Annotated in this window: 14 protein-coding genes; 12 read left to right on the top strand and 2 right to left on the bottom strand. The window is 42.6% G+C overall.

Features of this window, described 5'->3' with window-relative positions; genetic code table 11:
* Positions 1-47: 47 nt before the first annotated feature.
* On the top strand, positions 48-2,012 hold the full coding sequence (locus tag CRG89_RS07995) for a 2-oxoacid:ferredoxin oxidoreductase subunit alpha (protein ID WP_103287728.1): 1,965 nt from the start codon (positions 48-50) through the stop codon (positions 2,010-2,012).
* Positions 2,002-2,991, top strand: a complete 990-nt coding sequence (locus CRG89_RS07990) for a 2-oxoacid:ferredoxin oxidoreductase subunit beta (RefSeq protein ID WP_103287727.1) — start codon at positions 2,002-2,004, stop codon at positions 2,989-2,991. The genes CRG89_RS07995 and CRG89_RS07990 overlap by 11 nt, the downstream gene beginning before the upstream one ends.
* A gap of 43 nt (positions 2,992-3,034) precedes the next feature.
* On the opposite strand, the gene CRG89_RS07985 is transcribed toward CRG89_RS07990, so the two are convergent.
* Complete coding sequence (locus tag CRG89_RS07985; RefSeq protein WP_158648793.1) at positions 3,035-3,694, bottom strand: orotidine 5'-phosphate decarboxylase / HUMPS family protein; 660 nt, start codon at positions 3,692-3,694, stop codon at positions 3,035-3,037.
* Positions 3,695-3,877: 183 nt separating this feature from the next.
* Here CRG89_RS07985 and CRG89_RS07980 point away from each other — a divergent pair, with 183 nt between their 5' ends.
* From CRG89_RS07980 to glmS, 5 genes are all read left to right on the top strand, one after another.
* The gene (locus tag CRG89_RS07980; protein WP_103287725.1) at positions 3,878-5,233 is read left to right on the top strand and encodes a M20/M25/M40 family metallo-hydrolase; all 1,356 of its coding nucleotides are present in this window, start codon (positions 3,878-3,880) and stop codon (positions 5,231-5,233) included.
* Positions 5,234-5,531: 298 nt separating this feature from the next.
* Positions 5,532-6,200 (top strand): metal-dependent hydrolase, encoded by a 669-nt coding sequence (locus CRG89_RS07975; protein ID WP_103287724.1) that lies wholly within the window; start codon positions 5,532-5,534, stop codon positions 6,198-6,200.
* 99 nt (positions 6,201-6,299) lie between these two features.
* Positions 6,300-6,656 carry an Sso10a family chromatin protein gene (sso10a, locus tag CRG89_RS07970; RefSeq protein WP_103287723.1) on the top strand — a complete coding sequence of 119 codons (357 nt, stop codon included), beginning with the start codon at positions 6,300-6,302 and terminating at the stop codon, positions 6,654-6,656.
* 2 nt (positions 6,657-6,658) lie between these two features.
* Entirely contained in the window at positions 6,659-7,615 is a 957-nt protein-coding gene (locus CRG89_RS07965; protein WP_103287722.1) for a glycosyltransferase family 2 protein, read from the top strand.
* A gap of 75 nt (positions 7,616-7,690) precedes the next feature.
* Positions 7,691-9,559, top strand: a complete 1,869-nt coding sequence (glmS, locus tag CRG89_RS07960; protein WP_103287721.1) for a glutamine--fructose-6-phosphate transaminase (isomerizing) — start codon at positions 7,691-7,693, stop codon at positions 9,557-9,559.
* Positions 9,560-9,612: 53 nt separating this feature from the next.
* Here glmS and CRG89_RS07955 read toward each other — a convergent pair whose 3' ends face one another.
* Positions 9,613-10,857, bottom strand: coding sequence for a hypothetical protein (locus CRG89_RS07955; RefSeq protein ID WP_148695107.1), 1,245 nt, complete (start codon positions 10,855-10,857; stop codon positions 9,613-9,615).
* A gap of 161 nt (positions 10,858-11,018) precedes the next feature.
* Here CRG89_RS07955 and CRG89_RS07950 point away from each other — a divergent pair, with 161 nt between their 5' ends.
* From CRG89_RS07950 to CRG89_RS07930, 5 genes are all read left to right on the top strand, one after another.
* Positions 11,019-11,354, top strand: a complete 336-nt coding sequence (locus tag CRG89_RS07950) for an NADH-quinone oxidoreductase subunit A (protein WP_103287997.1) — start codon at positions 11,019-11,021, stop codon at positions 11,352-11,354.
* A gap of 147 nt (positions 11,355-11,501) precedes the next feature.
* Positions 11,502-12,053 (top strand): NADH-quinone oxidoreductase subunit B, encoded by a 552-nt coding sequence (locus tag CRG89_RS07945; protein ID WP_103287719.1) that lies wholly within the window; start codon positions 11,502-11,504, stop codon positions 12,051-12,053.
* Positions 12,054-12,083: 30 nt separating this feature from the next.
* On the top strand, positions 12,084-12,596 hold the full coding sequence (locus CRG89_RS07940) for an NADH-quinone oxidoreductase subunit C (protein ID WP_103287718.1): 513 nt from the start codon (positions 12,084-12,086) through the stop codon (positions 12,594-12,596).
* A 113-nt stretch (positions 12,597-12,709) separates the two neighbouring features.
* The gene (locus CRG89_RS07935) at positions 12,710-13,801 is read left to right on the top strand and encodes an NADH-quinone oxidoreductase subunit D-related protein (RefSeq protein WP_103287996.1); all 1,092 of its coding nucleotides are present in this window, start codon (positions 12,710-12,712) and stop codon (positions 13,799-13,801) included.
* Between the two features lie 73 nt (positions 13,802-13,874).
* On the top strand, positions 13,875-15,125 hold the full coding sequence (locus tag CRG89_RS07930; RefSeq protein ID WP_103287717.1) for a complex I subunit 1/NuoH family protein: 1,251 nt from the start codon (positions 13,875-13,877) through the stop codon (positions 15,123-15,125).
* Positions 15,126-15,238 lie beyond the last annotated feature (113 nt).

Genomic DNA, 15,238 nt, shown 5'->3' with positions numbered 1-15,238 from the left:
TATATTGTAACGAATAGGATAAAAGAGAGGATCAGTATAGATAAGGCATGAAAGTGGTCAATAGGTTAAGTTGGGTGACTGGAGGGCCACAAGGGAGTGGTGTAGATACTGCAGCGAACATCTTTGCTAAAGCATGTGCACTTGGAGGGCTCTACATATTCGGCAAGAGGGAGTACCACTCAAATATAAAGGGGGAGCATAGTTACTTCAGCATATATGTAAGTGAGGAGCCTGTAAGGGCTCATGTAGACGATATAGATATGCTTGTTGTGTTTGATGCTGAGACCCTGTTCAGGCATGCAAAGAATGTTGTAAGCGATGGTGTAGTAGTCTACGATACATCCATAGCAGATACCAAGATAGATGATGTACAAACACTAGATAGGAGGAGAAGGGATGAGCTTGCATCTCTACTCTCTAGCAACTCGCTTGAGGGTACAGCAAGGGGCATGCTTAAACTCCTTGAGATGCAAGGGGCAAGGTTGTATGCTATACCATGCCATGACCTCCTTCAAGATATAGCAAGTAAGAGGAATGAACCATCACTTGGCAAGCTCACAAGGATGATAAATATAATGATGTTGGCATCATCCCTTGCACTACTTGAGTATGATCAGCAGATACTTGCAAATGCTATAAGGCATGTATTCAAGGCAAAGAAGAGCATTGCAGATCTCAACGTTGATGCTGCACTCTACACATACAACTACACAAAGGCCAAGTATGTTAATGAGGATGGTAGCATGAGGTATAGGCTCTCAGCAAGGGAGCCTATGCATAATATGCTACTCATGCAAGGTAACCAAGCAGTTGCTCTAGGGAAGATGGTTGCTGGCTGCAGATTCCAGACCTATTACCCTATAACCCCAGCATCGGATGAGTCTGAGTTCCTCGAGGCTAATGAGGTGCTTGATGGTAAAGGCTCAGTTGTAGTTGTGCAGACTGAGGATGAGATAGCAGCTATATCAATGGCAATAGGTGCAGGGCTATCAGGTGCAAGATCCTCAACAAGCACATCTGGTCCAGGGTTCTCGCTAATGGCTGAGGCTCTTGGTTGGGCTGGGATGAACGAGGTCCCAGTTGTAGTAACGCTCTACCAGAGGGCAGGACCAAGCACTGGGCTGCCTACTAGGCATGAGCAAGGAGATCTGTTATTTGCAATACATGCTGGGCATGGTGAGTTTCCTAGGATAGTCATAGCATCTGGGGATGTCGAGGAGGCGTTCTACGATGCAATAAGAGCCTTCAATTATGCAGAGCGCTATCAGATGCCAGTGATACATATAGTTGATAAGGCTATAGCGAATAGCATCATTGTATGCAAGGAGTTCAACCCTACTCTAGTGAAGATAGATAGAGGATTGCTGGTTGATAGTGTTGATGCTGCTACTGCTGCTACTGTTAACGTTACTACACCAATAGATGGTAGTTACTTGAGGTTCAAGTTAACTGATGATGGTGTATCACCAAGGGTAAGGCTAGGTACTCCTAACGCTATATTCTGGAATACTGGAGATGAGCATGATGAGAGAGGGCATATAACAGAGGAGCCAGATCTAAGGGTAATGATGATGGATAAGCGTATGAGCAAACTAGACCTTGTGCTTAAAGAGGTTAGTGAGGATGAGCAGGTAGTTATGCATGGCTATAGATCTGATGCAACAGTTATAAGCTGGGGCTCAACCAAAGGCGCTATACTGGATGCTATTGATATGCTCAAGGCAAATGATGGTATTGATATGAACTTTGTGCAGGTAAGACTACTCAACCCATTCCCATCAGCAAGGGTATCATCCCTGCTTGAGGGTACAAGGCTGCTAATAGATGTTGAGATGAACTACTCTGCCCAACTAGCAAGGTTGTTGAGGGCTAATATACAGCGTGATCCTGATTACTATGTTGTGAAGTACAATGGTAGACCAATGTCATCTAGCGAGGTTTATGAAGCACTGAAGGGTATAATCAAGGGAAGCATAAAGGGTAAGAGGGTGGTTTTGAGGCATGGTGTCTAGACAATTCAAGTTGGCAGATTACAAGACAGATGTGCATAACGACTGGTGCCCTGGCTGTGGAGACTTTGCTATCCTCAACTCAATACAGATGGCACTTGCTGATCTACAGATTGAGAGGCATAGAGCAGTGATATTCTCTGGCATAGGATGCTCTGGCAAGACTCCTCACTATGTTAATGTGTATGGCATACATACACTCCATGGTAGAGTGCTACCATTTGCAATAGGTGCAAAGTTAGCAAACCCATCGCTAGAGGTTATAGCGGTTGGAGGAGATGGAGATGGTTATGGCATAGGGGCAGGGCACTTTGTTAATGCTGGGAGGAGGAATGTAGATCTAACATACATAGTATTCAACAACGCTGTTTATGGGCTTACTAAGGGGCAGGCATCGCCAACATTAAAGCTTGGTATGAAGACCAAATCCCTTCCTAAACCAAACATAAACCAAGGCATAAACCCTGTGATGATGGCTCTAGCAGCAGGGTACACATTCATTGCTAGAGCATATGCCTATGATGTAAAGCATCTTAAGGATATAATAGTGAAGGCTATAAGGCATAAGGGTCTAGCATTGGTTGATGTACTCCAACCATGCCCAACATACAACGATATATACACAAAGGAGTGGTTCTCAGGCCTTGACAGGGTTGATCCAGCAAGTGGAAGAGCAATGCCAAGGATATACAAGTTGGAGGAGCAAGGGTATGATCCTGTTGTACATAGCTTAGATGATGAGGATGAACTTAATGCTAAGATTATGCAAGCAATAATCAAGTCTAGAGAGTGGGGGGATAGGATACCTGTAGGCATATTCTACCAGAACGAGCATATACCAGTGTATGAGGAGAGGATAGGTAGCAGGATACCTGATTATATGAGTAACCCACCAGCACTCCAGAGGATAGATGATGGTAATGGTAACCCATATGCAGATATAAGCAGATTACTGAATGAGTTTAGAGCAAGTACTGTGTAAATGCATGTTGCATAACATAAGCATAACTGTACAACTCGTAGCGTCATACTACTGCGCTATCTATGAACCTCCTAACCCACTTCACCGTTCTTCCAACATCTGCAGACTTTGTTATGTATGAGCCCATAACTATGATCTTAGCCCCTGCCCTTATCAACTCACATATGTTTGAATCATCTATGCCTCCAGCAACGGCTATAGGAACATTACATGAGCCACTCAATGCCTTCACAACCTTGATCATCTCATCCATGCGCATTGCCCCTGCCCTCACAGCATCTATACCCCTGTGTATGCATATGTAATCTACACCCAACTCGCATAGATCCATGCCTCTATCCAATGGGTCCTTTACATGAAGAAAATCAACCATTATCTTTACACCATGGTTCCTTGCTGTTATAACAGCATCCAGTATGGTCTTATCATGTGCTAGGGCAGATACAGTAACTATATCAGCATTATTCCTTGCTGCCATCTCAACCTCCTCTGCTCCATTATCAAGTACCTTCATGTCAGCAACAACGGGTAGATCCTTGCATACCTCCTTTATACTCTTTACAGATGAGATGCCAGCACTCTTTATGAGCAGTGTGCCAGCCTCTATGATATCAGCACCATTCTCCCTAGCCATTATTGCTATGCTTATTGCATCCTCAACCCTTACAACATCCAACGCTACCTGAAGTAATGCCATGCCCATATCATCCATTATAGCATACAGAATTATATAAATTTTGATTTATATATAGGTGTGTATTAAATTATTAATAGTTAGGAGAGGCTGATCATAGTAATATATTATTCATATATAAATTTTAATAATAGAATATATCTCCAAATGATAAGGGCAAAGTATTAAGTTAACTTCATTGCATCATATAACATGCTAGTGATAGACAAGTTAAGGGAGTACGTTAAGGAGAATAGAGATGATATAGTTAGTGATCTAAGGAGCCTAATAAAGCATCCAAGCGTATCTGCCCAAGGGATAGGTATAGATGAGTGTGCTGGAGTGTTGAATGGGATAATGCGTGATGCTGGGCTAGAGAGCAGGATAATAAGACCAAAGGAGGGTAATCCAATAGTCTATGGTGAAGTTAATGTTGGGAGTGATAAGAAGACGCTGCTCTTCTACGGGCATTATGATGTGCAGCCAGCAGAGCCTTTGGATGCATGGCGCTACAACCCATTCTCTGGCATAGTTACGGATGATAAGGTGCATGGGAGGGGCGCAGCAGACTCAAAGGGGAATGTTATAGCAGTGGTTAAGGCTATCAAGGCTATGTTTGATCTTAATGGTACACTTCCTCTGAACGTTAAGGTACTCATAGAGGGCGAGGAAGAGATATCATCTGTGCATCTACCAGCCTTTGTGAAGGAGCATGCAGATATGCTCAAGGCTGATGCATGTGTATGCTTTGATGGCTCATTGAACCCATCTGGCACCCCAAACATATACGCTGGCCTCAAAGGTTTGCTCTACGTTGAGTTTAGGACAAGAACAGCATCAGTAGATATGCACTCATCCCTTGCCCCAATAGCACCTAACGCTGCATGGACCCTCATAAAGGCTTTGAATAGTGTGAAGAAGGATGGTAGGATAATGGTTGATGGTTGGTACGATGATGTTAGAGTACCAAGCAAGGATGATCTTGTCTTACTCGATAGGCTAGAGTACGATCTTGAGAGCATCAAGAAGGATTATGGCGTGAGGGAGTTCATAGGCAAGGTTAAGGGCAAGGCTGCATTAAAGAAGTTGCTATTTGAACCAACTTGTAACATAGCAGGTATATACTCTGGCTATGTATCCTCAGGATCAAAGACGGTACTTCCAAGCGAAGCAATGGCAAAGGTTGACTTTAGGCTTGTTTATGATCAGAGGCCAGATGAGCTCTTCAAGAGGCTGCAGGATCATCTAAGTAAGATGGGCTTCATAGATGTTGAGTTAACTATGCTAGGCTCCCTTGAACCCTCAAAGACAGATCCAAACTCAAGGATAGTTAGAGCAGTAGCAAGTGCTGCTAGCAGTGTATACAATAGAGAACCATCTATATTCCCTAACTCATGGGCATCTGGACCAGATTATGTATTCACCAAACTGCTCAAGATGAACTCTGTATGGACTGGATGCTCACCAGCACATGCAAACATACATGCGCCTAATGAGTTTACAAGTATAAGGAATGTGATGGATGGCATATGCTATATTAGCAGCATAATGCAAGAGTTCTCAAAGTAGGCAAGGCAACAAACTAATACATTGCTTACTATACTATTGTTACTACCATTACTGCTACTCTTGCTATTACGCTTGTTACTACTCTTGCTACTGCTATTGTTCTTACTACTGTTATTGATTGCAACCAATAATGTTAACGCTTCCTTCTCCTGATCTTAACCCTCTTAGCCTTTGCCTCCTTCCTGCTGTAGGACTTTGCTGTGCATCTAGCAAACCTCTCAGGGTTGAACCTCTTTGCCATACATCAGAGTGCAGATACATGGATAAAGGTTTTTAGCTTGTTCATACAAGTTTAGAAGTGTTACTTGTAGGACATGCAGCATGGGCATACGTTATATCAAGATCATTAGCATCAGTGCTCAACGTTAAGATCAACCCTTATCTAGTGATGTTGCTTGGAATGGTGCCAGATGCTGATATCCTACTTCAGGAGTACATAAAGCATAGATCTGTAACCCATAGCATGCTATTCTGGGGTATTGTATTCATACCATTCTTCATAGCATATAGGAAGAGGAGCATACCATATTTCATGGCAGTTGTACAGCATATAATGCTTGGAGATGTTATAGTTGCAAGTACAAATCTGATATGGCCATGGAGGTATGAGATAGGCATGGGTTACAGCGCACTCTCACCTCTAAATATGGCTATGGAGTCCATTGGTCTGGGCTTAGCATTACTCTTAACCATAAAGTATGATAGGTTTATTATTACAAGGAATAGGTGTAACATACTTGGTTTAGTTGTTATACTACCTCTTCTAGGCTCCATGCTCTATCTCTTCACCGCAAATGGTCTGCTCTTCCTTGATCATATAATTGGTAGCAATATAAGTGCAAAGAACATGATTAGAGGTAGTAACGATATGATGTTTGTAGCAATGATATTGCATGTATCATTCTCTATACTCTTATCCATATCTATACTGCAGGGTATGTATGCACTTATAGCAAGGATACATTAAGAAGTGTACTCAATTATGTAACTGTTGTTACATAACATCTATTACATATCTTATATTACAACTGTGTTTATATCCTACTTATGAAGAGTAATAATAGGTATGAAGAAGAATGATGACAAGAGCAATAAGAGCGATACAATGCTAGAGAATTCAAGGAGGAGGAGCAGAGAAGAGATATTGGCAAGTGTACTTGTATCAGCCATAAACGGTACAACCAAGACCAAGATAATGTATAGTAATGCTTTAAACTTTGCACAGGTGAAGTACTATATAAATTACGCCATTGAATCTGGCTTTATTAGAGTGTATGAGGATAATACTGCTGGCAAGAGAGGCAGATATATATACGTAACAACTGAGAAGGGGCTTGAGTACCTAAAGTTCTATGAAAGCTTAAATACTGGTAGGGCGAATGCTAGTATATTAAGCAAGAAGTATTCTGATAAAGGTGATTAGAGATGATGGGTGTAGAGGTCAAGGAGGGGTTAAAGGATAGGTTAAAGGCTATGGATGTGAACAAGTTGATAACAGTAGTTATACCAACGCTCAATGAGGAGCAGGGTATAGCCAAGGTTATAGAGGAGTTGCACTCTCTAGGCATAACCAACATCCTTGTTGTTGATGGCTACTCTAGCGATAGAACAGTTGATGTTGCAAAGAGTCTAGGTGCAAGGGTCATCTACCAGCATGGGCATGGTAAGACTGGAGCACTCAAGGCTGCTGTTGAGCATGTTAATACTCCATACATGCTTGTCATGGATGGAGATTACACCTACGATGCATCGAGCATAGAGCGCTTCATCCAGCATATGGACAACTATGATGAGATAATAGGTGCAAGGATACCTGTTGATGATGCTAGTATGAGCAGGTTACACAGGTTTGGTAACGCTGTGATAACAAAGGCATTCAACCTACTCATGAATACAAACCTCTCAGATGTATGCTCTGGCATGTACATGCTCAAGACAGATACGATGAGGGAGATCGATCTTAACACATCTGGCTTCGATGTTGAGGCTGAGATTGCTGCACAGATAGCAAGCATAGGAAGCATAACAGAGGTTCCAATAAACTATAGAGCAAGGATTGGGAGGCAGAAGCTCTCAACATGGAAGCATGGGTTCAGGATAATTAGCAGTATATTCAACCTTGCAAAGGTGCATAACCCTGGTGCATTCTACTCACTATTGGTTAGCCTCTTGCTTATACCTACTGGCATAATATTCTTCAACTCATTACTTGAGGTTATGTACACTGGGAAGTTCTCAAGCAACTGGTTCCTTGTAGGTGTAGCACTACTTCTAGTAGCAATACAGGGAATGAGTATAGGTGTACTCTCTCTAGTAGTTAAGCGCTCTCAGATGAGGCTCATAAGGATGATGAGGAGGCAGATAGGCAAGGTATACACATAGATACGCAGAGATAATTATGCACTACCACCATTCTATCCTCTAAATATTGAAATACCAGCATAAGGATTGTATACTGTGTGCTCCATAATTGCATACAAGGGTTACAGAGATGCTGCTCCTCTAATAGTTAAAGCGTTATCTAGGATGGAGTATAGAGGCTATGATAGTGTTGGTATAGCAACTGCACATAACAACTCAACCATCATGGTTAAGAAGGGTGTTGGCAATGTTGGTTATGTTAACTCTAGACTTAACCTTGATAGGATGCATGGTAGGGTTGGGATTGGGCATACAAGATGGGCTACGCATGGAGTAGTTAGCGATATCAATGCTCATCCTCATGTATCTTGTGATGGGAGGATAGCAGTAGTGCATAATGGTATAGTAGAGAATTATGCTGCTCTAAAGTATGCACTTGCCTCTGAAGGGCATGTATTTAGAAGCGATACAGATAGCGAGGTTATAGCACACCTACTAGAAGATGCTTTTACAGAACCTCAATCTGATGAAGAAGAGATGCTAGGCAAATTGGTTAATGTGTTAAATCTATTGAATGGCTCATACTCATTTGTAGCATTGGTAAGTAATGGTATGCTTGTAGGAGCAAGGTACCATGAGCCACTCATAATAGGGTTAACCAATCCAAGTAAGGATGATGGTGATGATGGTGGTGATGATAGCATATTATATGCTGATGAGTGCTTCATAGCAAGCGATGTTCTAGCATTCATAGAGTATACAGATAAGGCTGTCTTCCTTGCTGATGGCGAAGCATTCCTTGTTAGGTATGCTGATGCATCTAAGCAGAGGGTTATGGTTAAGATATTCGATAGGAATGGTAATGTAACTAATAAAGAGATCACACAGATAGCATGGGAGTTTGCTGATGTTGATAAGGGCAGATTTGCACACTATACACTGAAAGAGATACATGAGCAGAGGTATACTATAGGCAAGGCATTCAATGCTAGTGATGATAGATTACGTGAACTCATTAACGTTCTAATTAATGCTGATAGGATAATAGTTACTGGCTCTGGTAGCAGTTACCATGCAGCATTGATTGCAAAGCATCTCTTCTCCAAGTTGTGCATGCTAGCCTGTGATGCTATAGTTGCAAGTGAGTTCATATACAGCATCGATACCTATGCAAATAATGCTGGTAAGCCTCTCCTCATTGCAATATCACAGAGTGGAGAGACTGCAGATGTGCTTAATGCTGTTAGGATAGCAAGAGGCAAGAACTTCAGGATAGCATCGATAGTGAATGCTCCATTATCTACCCTTGCAAGGGAGAGCGATATCTATCTGAGTATAAATGCTGGTCCAGAGATAGGAGTTGCTGCAACAAAGAGCTTCACAGCACAGATGGCACTTCTGTACAGGATGAGCATCGAGGCTTCAAGGAGCAATGGTATGAACCCTCTAACGCTAGATATAGGTAGTTCCAATATCTATGTAGATAAGATATTAGGGATGGAGGCATACATAAGCGATCTTGCAGAGAGTATAAAGAATGTAAACAGCATCTACATAATAGCAAAGGGCATACATCATGTCATAGCTCTTGAGGGTGCATTGAAGCTCAAGGAACTTGCATATGTGCATGCTGAAGGTATACATGCTGGAGAGTTGAAGCATGGTCCTCTAGCATTGATAGATGGGAAGAGCATAGTTATAGCACTGAACCCAATGGATGATACTTATAGTGATGTACTAGCATCTATTCATGAGGCAAAGGCTAGGGGTGCATGCATAATAGGTGTATCTGACTCTAGATGTAATATGTATGATTTTACACTTGAAATACCTAGAGTAGATAGACTACTATACCCCTTGTATGAGGTTATACCACTTCAGTTGCTAGCATACCATATGGCACTGAAGAGGGATTGTAATCCAGATTATCCAAGGAACATAGCAAAGTCTGTAACAGTCAAGTAAAGTAAAAGTGAATACGTTGCTACTGCTACATATTAACCAGTATACTACACAACTCATCTGGGCATGGAGATGTAAGGAGGGTCCATAGATGCATGGAGCATATTTATGTAAAGCAGCATTGCTGCAACAGTTACAATTCCAGATATACCGAATACAACCCTCTCTACCTGCATCATGTATGGAAGTATATTCCATGCAACCCTCAATACTATTGCAGTTAATAGTACTATCAATGGGACCATGTTGAATCTTGTATAGTTAACATTCCTCCCAAGTATTGGAGGCAGCATTATTGGCATGAAGTTCATTATTGTTATGCCTATGAATCCTATAGTAACTATGTGTATTGCTAGATCGTAAAGGTTGAAGGAAGGGTTTATCGCGTAAAGTATTGCAGATATAAGGCCTAGGAGCAGTGCTACATAAGATACCCTCAAGAGTGTAGCAAAGAACCTTAACCTTGCTACCTTCTCCATTGCTTGAGGATCATCAGATGTGTAGAGGAACTCAGGTATGGTTAATCTACGCATGATGTATATGCTGTAGGCAAATGTTAGAGAAGATGCTATCATAGCAATCATTGCATAAAGGAAGAGGTGTAGTAAGAGCAGGGATGAAGATGCTAGAGCAGAGATGAATGCAACCTTATCAATACCACTCATGGGGGTTGATTGGTTGAAGAATACTGGCACAACCTTGTACTGTACACCAAATATCGTTAATATTACTGATGTTAGCCATATGTATATTAGGTTCAGGGGCTCCATACCTATGCCTATATCTGTTATAGTAAGTGTATGAAGTACATTGTAGATGATTAGCATAGCTAATGCAAGTATAAAGTAGTAATCTGCCAACCTACCTACCCTTGGGGCAATCTTTAGCATCAATAGTATCACTATAGAGAATAGCACTAATGCAGTTATCTTGAGTGTGTATGATGTTACAGTCATAGTAGTAGCAATAGCAGCAGTACCATCCACCGTATCCATTGCTATAATCCTGCTAGAGTGTACAATCAATGCTATGATCATCAAGATGAATGATATCTTTGCCTCCCTTACATGGGTAAACCTTATACTCCTTATCCTTGGTAGCAGCATGTACATAACTCCCATTATGAGCAGTGTGACTGCTCCAGTCTGCAACTCCTTATGTAATGTGAATGCACCTGCTGGTATACCTACACTATAGCCAGAGAGGGTTAACATCCATGTTGAACCTATGCTACTGCCTATGAAGAGCATTACTACACTTGCTATGACGAATGGTCTGCTCCATGTTGAGATGAGAAGCATATGGGTAAGAAGTAGGATGAACATTATTTATACAATAGCAACATATCTGGTAGCAGTAAGAGCAATAGCAGATAGTTATCCTTTTATAACTGCTTGCCTCCTTTAGTTAGAGGCTGAGGAAGAGGTTGGGCGCAAGCGCATCGTTTGAGCCACTGCTCTGGATGCTGCTATTTGGCGTTGTAGCATCAGTGCCAGCACTCATAGTAGCAAAGATGATAGCACCAAGGAGGAGGTTCTTCAACCCTGTTAAGTTCATGCCAATGGAGTGTGGGCAGGTTCCAACTGGAGAAGGTAGGACTAGGTTCATGATGCAGTACTACTCATACGTGCTCATGTTCGTTGTCTTTGATGTTATGACCATCTTCCTTTATGCTTGGGGTGCATCACTGTTTGCTCTACCAAGAACGGTTACCCTTCCAATAATAATCTTCCTTGCCATTCTAGGTGCTGCACTAGGCTATGCCATGTACCTATCTGCAAGAAGGGATATATGGTGAGTAGAAGTTATCCTCACCATATCTATTGCAACCAACATCAATCAATCCATCCATCAATAACTGCTACTACTATCATAATGCTAACCTCCTGTTAATCATAATTGATAAGGTATAAATAATATGTTAGGATAGGGTATATGAAGTTGTATGTTAAGAGAACTCCTAAGCCCTAAGACTGAGAGTAAGAGGGTTGATGGTGAGAGGCCAGCAAACTTCAACGTTCTAGTTGGTAAGTTATCTGAAGTACTTGTAAGGGCAGTTGATAAGCCATTGGGCTATGCAATAAACTGGGGAAGGTTATGGTCACTCTGGCCTGTACACCTTGAGACAGCATGCTGCAGTCTTGAGTTTGGTGCAGCATCTGGCCCTAGATATGATGTTGAACGCTTCGGCATAATCGAGGCCTTTGGCTCATTGAGGCAGTGTGATCTTATGGTTATACAGGGCACTGTAACAAGGAAGATGGCACCAAGGGTAAGGATGATCTATGATCAGATGCCAGAGCCCAAGTATGTTATAGCCATGGGCGCATGTGCAATAACTGGAGGATTATACTTTGACTCATACAACGTGCTCCCAGGTATAGATGGTGTTATACCAGTTGATGTTTATGTGCCAGGATGTCCTCCAAGGCCAGAGACGTTGATACAGGGCTGCATACTCTTGCAGGAGAAGATAAAGAGGACTAGGTTCAGGTAGTTAGCAATAGCAACAGCTAGATGGTGGCATATGAGCCAGCAAGGTCAAGGTCAAGCAAGCACTGATCAGTTGATAGTTGAGAAAGGGATTGTAGATAAGGTTATTGCAAGGTTTGGTGAGAATGTCAAGGTAGCATATGTAAAGCCTAGAAGGATAAGGTTCAATGTGAGCAAGGATCACATCATAGAGTTTGCTAGATTTGTAAGGGATGAGTTAGGATTTGACCATCCAATATCTGTCTCAGGTGTTGATTACCCAAAGAACAAGATGATAGATGTTGTGTATCATATAGGCTCATGCACTAGCAATGATTATAGATCATTCGTTCTTGCATTTGCTGTACAACTAAACAGGGATGATCCTGTTATGCCTACACTAACCCCCGTGTATAGAGGGGTTGAGTACCATGAGCGTGAGACATTTGAGATGCTTGGAGTTATATTCGATGGACATCCAAGGCTTGAACGCTTACTCCTTCCAGAGGACTGGGCAGATATACCACCGTTACGTAAGGACTTCCACATAAAGGGGAGGGAGGAGTGATCTAACCTGCTAGTAAGGTGAGAGATATGGGTATTGAGATTGGGAAGGGAAGAGGAAGAGGAGAAGAAGAGAGGATACCTGGGTTCGAGTTGGAAGGAAGAGATGAGGATGGCATGGATAGAGGTATACTTACCCTCAGCGTTGGCCCCCAGCACCCAGGGTCTGGGCACTTTAGGCTCATAGTTAAGGTTGATGGTGATATAATAGTTGAGGCATTACCAGACCCAGGGTATGTGCATAGAGGAGAGGAGAAGATGTGCGAGTATAGGAACTACATACAGAACATACCCCACCTTGAGAGGCCAATGATAGCAGACTCATGTGGTATACTCTACCCATACGTTCTTGCTGTTGAGGAGATATGTAACATACCAGTACCTGAACGTGCAAAGTACATAAGGGTTATAATGGCTGAGATCAACAGATGCATATTCGAACTATACTGGCTTGCAATATACGGCATATTCCTAGGCCACTCTACAATGTTCATGTGGCCAATGGCTGATAGGGAACTGCTCATAGACCTTGCTGAGATGGCCTCTGGTGCAAGGGTTACACATGCATACTTTGTTCCAGGAGGGGTTAGGAATGATCTACCAGATGCATTCCCTGAGAAGGCTAGAAAGCATCTACTCTACTTCAGGAACAGGCTAAAGGAGTACAAGGATATATTCTACGATAATCCATTATTCCAGGCTAGAACAGTTGGTGTTGGTATATTACGTAAAGAGGATGCGATAAACCTTGGTGCAACTGGTCCAGTGCTTAGAGCATCTGGTGTTGAGCATGATATACGTAAGGTAGAGCCATACGATGTTTACGATGAACTTGACTTTGATGTTATAACTATGAAGGAGGGGGATAGTTTTGCTAGGGCATATGTACCATGGCTTGAGATGTATGAGAGTGTTGAGATTGCACTTCAGGCATTGGAGAAGATGCCCTCAGGCCCAGTAAGGACCAAGTTGGGACCAAACCCAAAGGGCGCTGTTGGAGAGGTATTCAAGCGTGTTGAGGCAGCAAGAGGGGAGTTGGCATACTACCTTGTTAGCGATGGTAATCCAAAACCATACAGGGTGAAGTTGAGCGTACCATCTTTCAGGGAGATACCTGTGATGGCACACCTACTCAGGGGAGCAAAACTTGCAGATATGCCAAGTATATACTGGAGTATGAACTACTGGCCGGTGGAGGCTGATAGGTAGTTGATAGGTAGATATAGAGATGGAGAGATGGGTGAGTGGGTGAGTGGGTGAGTAGGAGGAGGTAGGATGAGTGATGGCTACAGTTAGCGAGTTCACATTCTCAAACTTTGTAAAGAGCGTGCTCTGGTTGCTCTTCTGGATACTCATGATAGTCTCGCTCATAGTACTTCCTATAATATTCATAGTGCTCTTCTATGTCCCTCCTCCAGTCATAAATGGGGTTGAGGTAAACCCATATCTACTGCTAACTATGCTGATCAACCCTCAGGTTGGCGCACCATTGATAAGACCAACGATAGAGAGCCTATTCTTCAGGATAGCAGTATTCCCAGGGTTCACCTTTGCTGCTCTCTTCGCTACAGTCCTCATATTTGCTGAGAGGAAGACCCTTGCAAAGATGCAGTTGAGGGTAGGGCCTTACCATGCTGGTAGAGAGGCGTTCTGGTGGGCAAACTCCCTTGGAGGGTTCCTCCAACTTATAGCAGATCTACTCAAGTTACTGGGCAAGGAGATAATAGTACCATCTGGCGCAGATAAACCAATATTCTGGGCTGCACCTGCAGTTCTTGTCATAGCAGCAGCAGGACTCATAGCACTAATCCCTGTAGCACCAGGATGGGTGATAGCAGATATTGATGTGAGCCTTCTGGCAGTCTTTGCACTTCTAGGCTTCTTCCCCCTAACAGTTCTTCTAGCATCCTATGCTAGCAACAGCAAGTACCCATTCATTGGAGGGCTAAGGGCACTATACCAGTTGATCTCATATGAGATACCATTGATACTTGCAGTACTCCCAATAGTTATACTTGCATCAACGCTAAGCCTAACAGGCATAGTTGAGGCTCAGTATGCATACTGGTTCATACTGCTTGTGCCTATAGGGGCATTTGTATTCTTTGTAACTGCTTTAGCAGAGCTTGAGAGGATACCATTTGATCTCCCAGAGGCTGAGAGTGAGATAGTTGCTGGATGGTTGACTGAGTACTCTGGCATGGCATATGGGCTAATCCAGCTAGCAAACTACATAAAGATGTATGCATTATCAGCACTCTTCACAACGCTCTTCCTTGGTGGGTGGATAGGGCCAGAGTTCCTTCCTAGCATAGAAGTCTTCAATGTGCAAGTGCTCAGCAGTAGTGAGGTTAGTGGCATGTTCTGGTTCACCATCAAGACACTTGGTGTAGCATTATTCATGATAATTATAAGGGGTATAAATCCGAGGGTGAAGATAGATGTGCTGCTAAGGGCAGGATGGTCTAAGTTGATAGCATTGGCATTCATCAATGTATTTATAGCAGTAGCACTACTCTACATGGTGTTGTAGGTGTTGATCCTTGAGGTTGATAATTATGATGCTGATATCGTTAGCGTTGGTTCAGATGCCAACAAGGTTAGCAGTAGTTAGTGATGGTGATGGTGATAGTAGTATGGTGGTGA

This window comes from Candidatus Nitrosocaldus islandicus (assembly GCF_002906215.1).
Classification (GTDB): Archaea; Thermoproteota; Nitrososphaeria; order Nitrososphaerales; family Nitrosocaldaceae; genus Nitrosocaldus; species Nitrosocaldus cavascurensis.
This window is presented reverse-complemented; position numbering and strand designations above follow the sequence as displayed.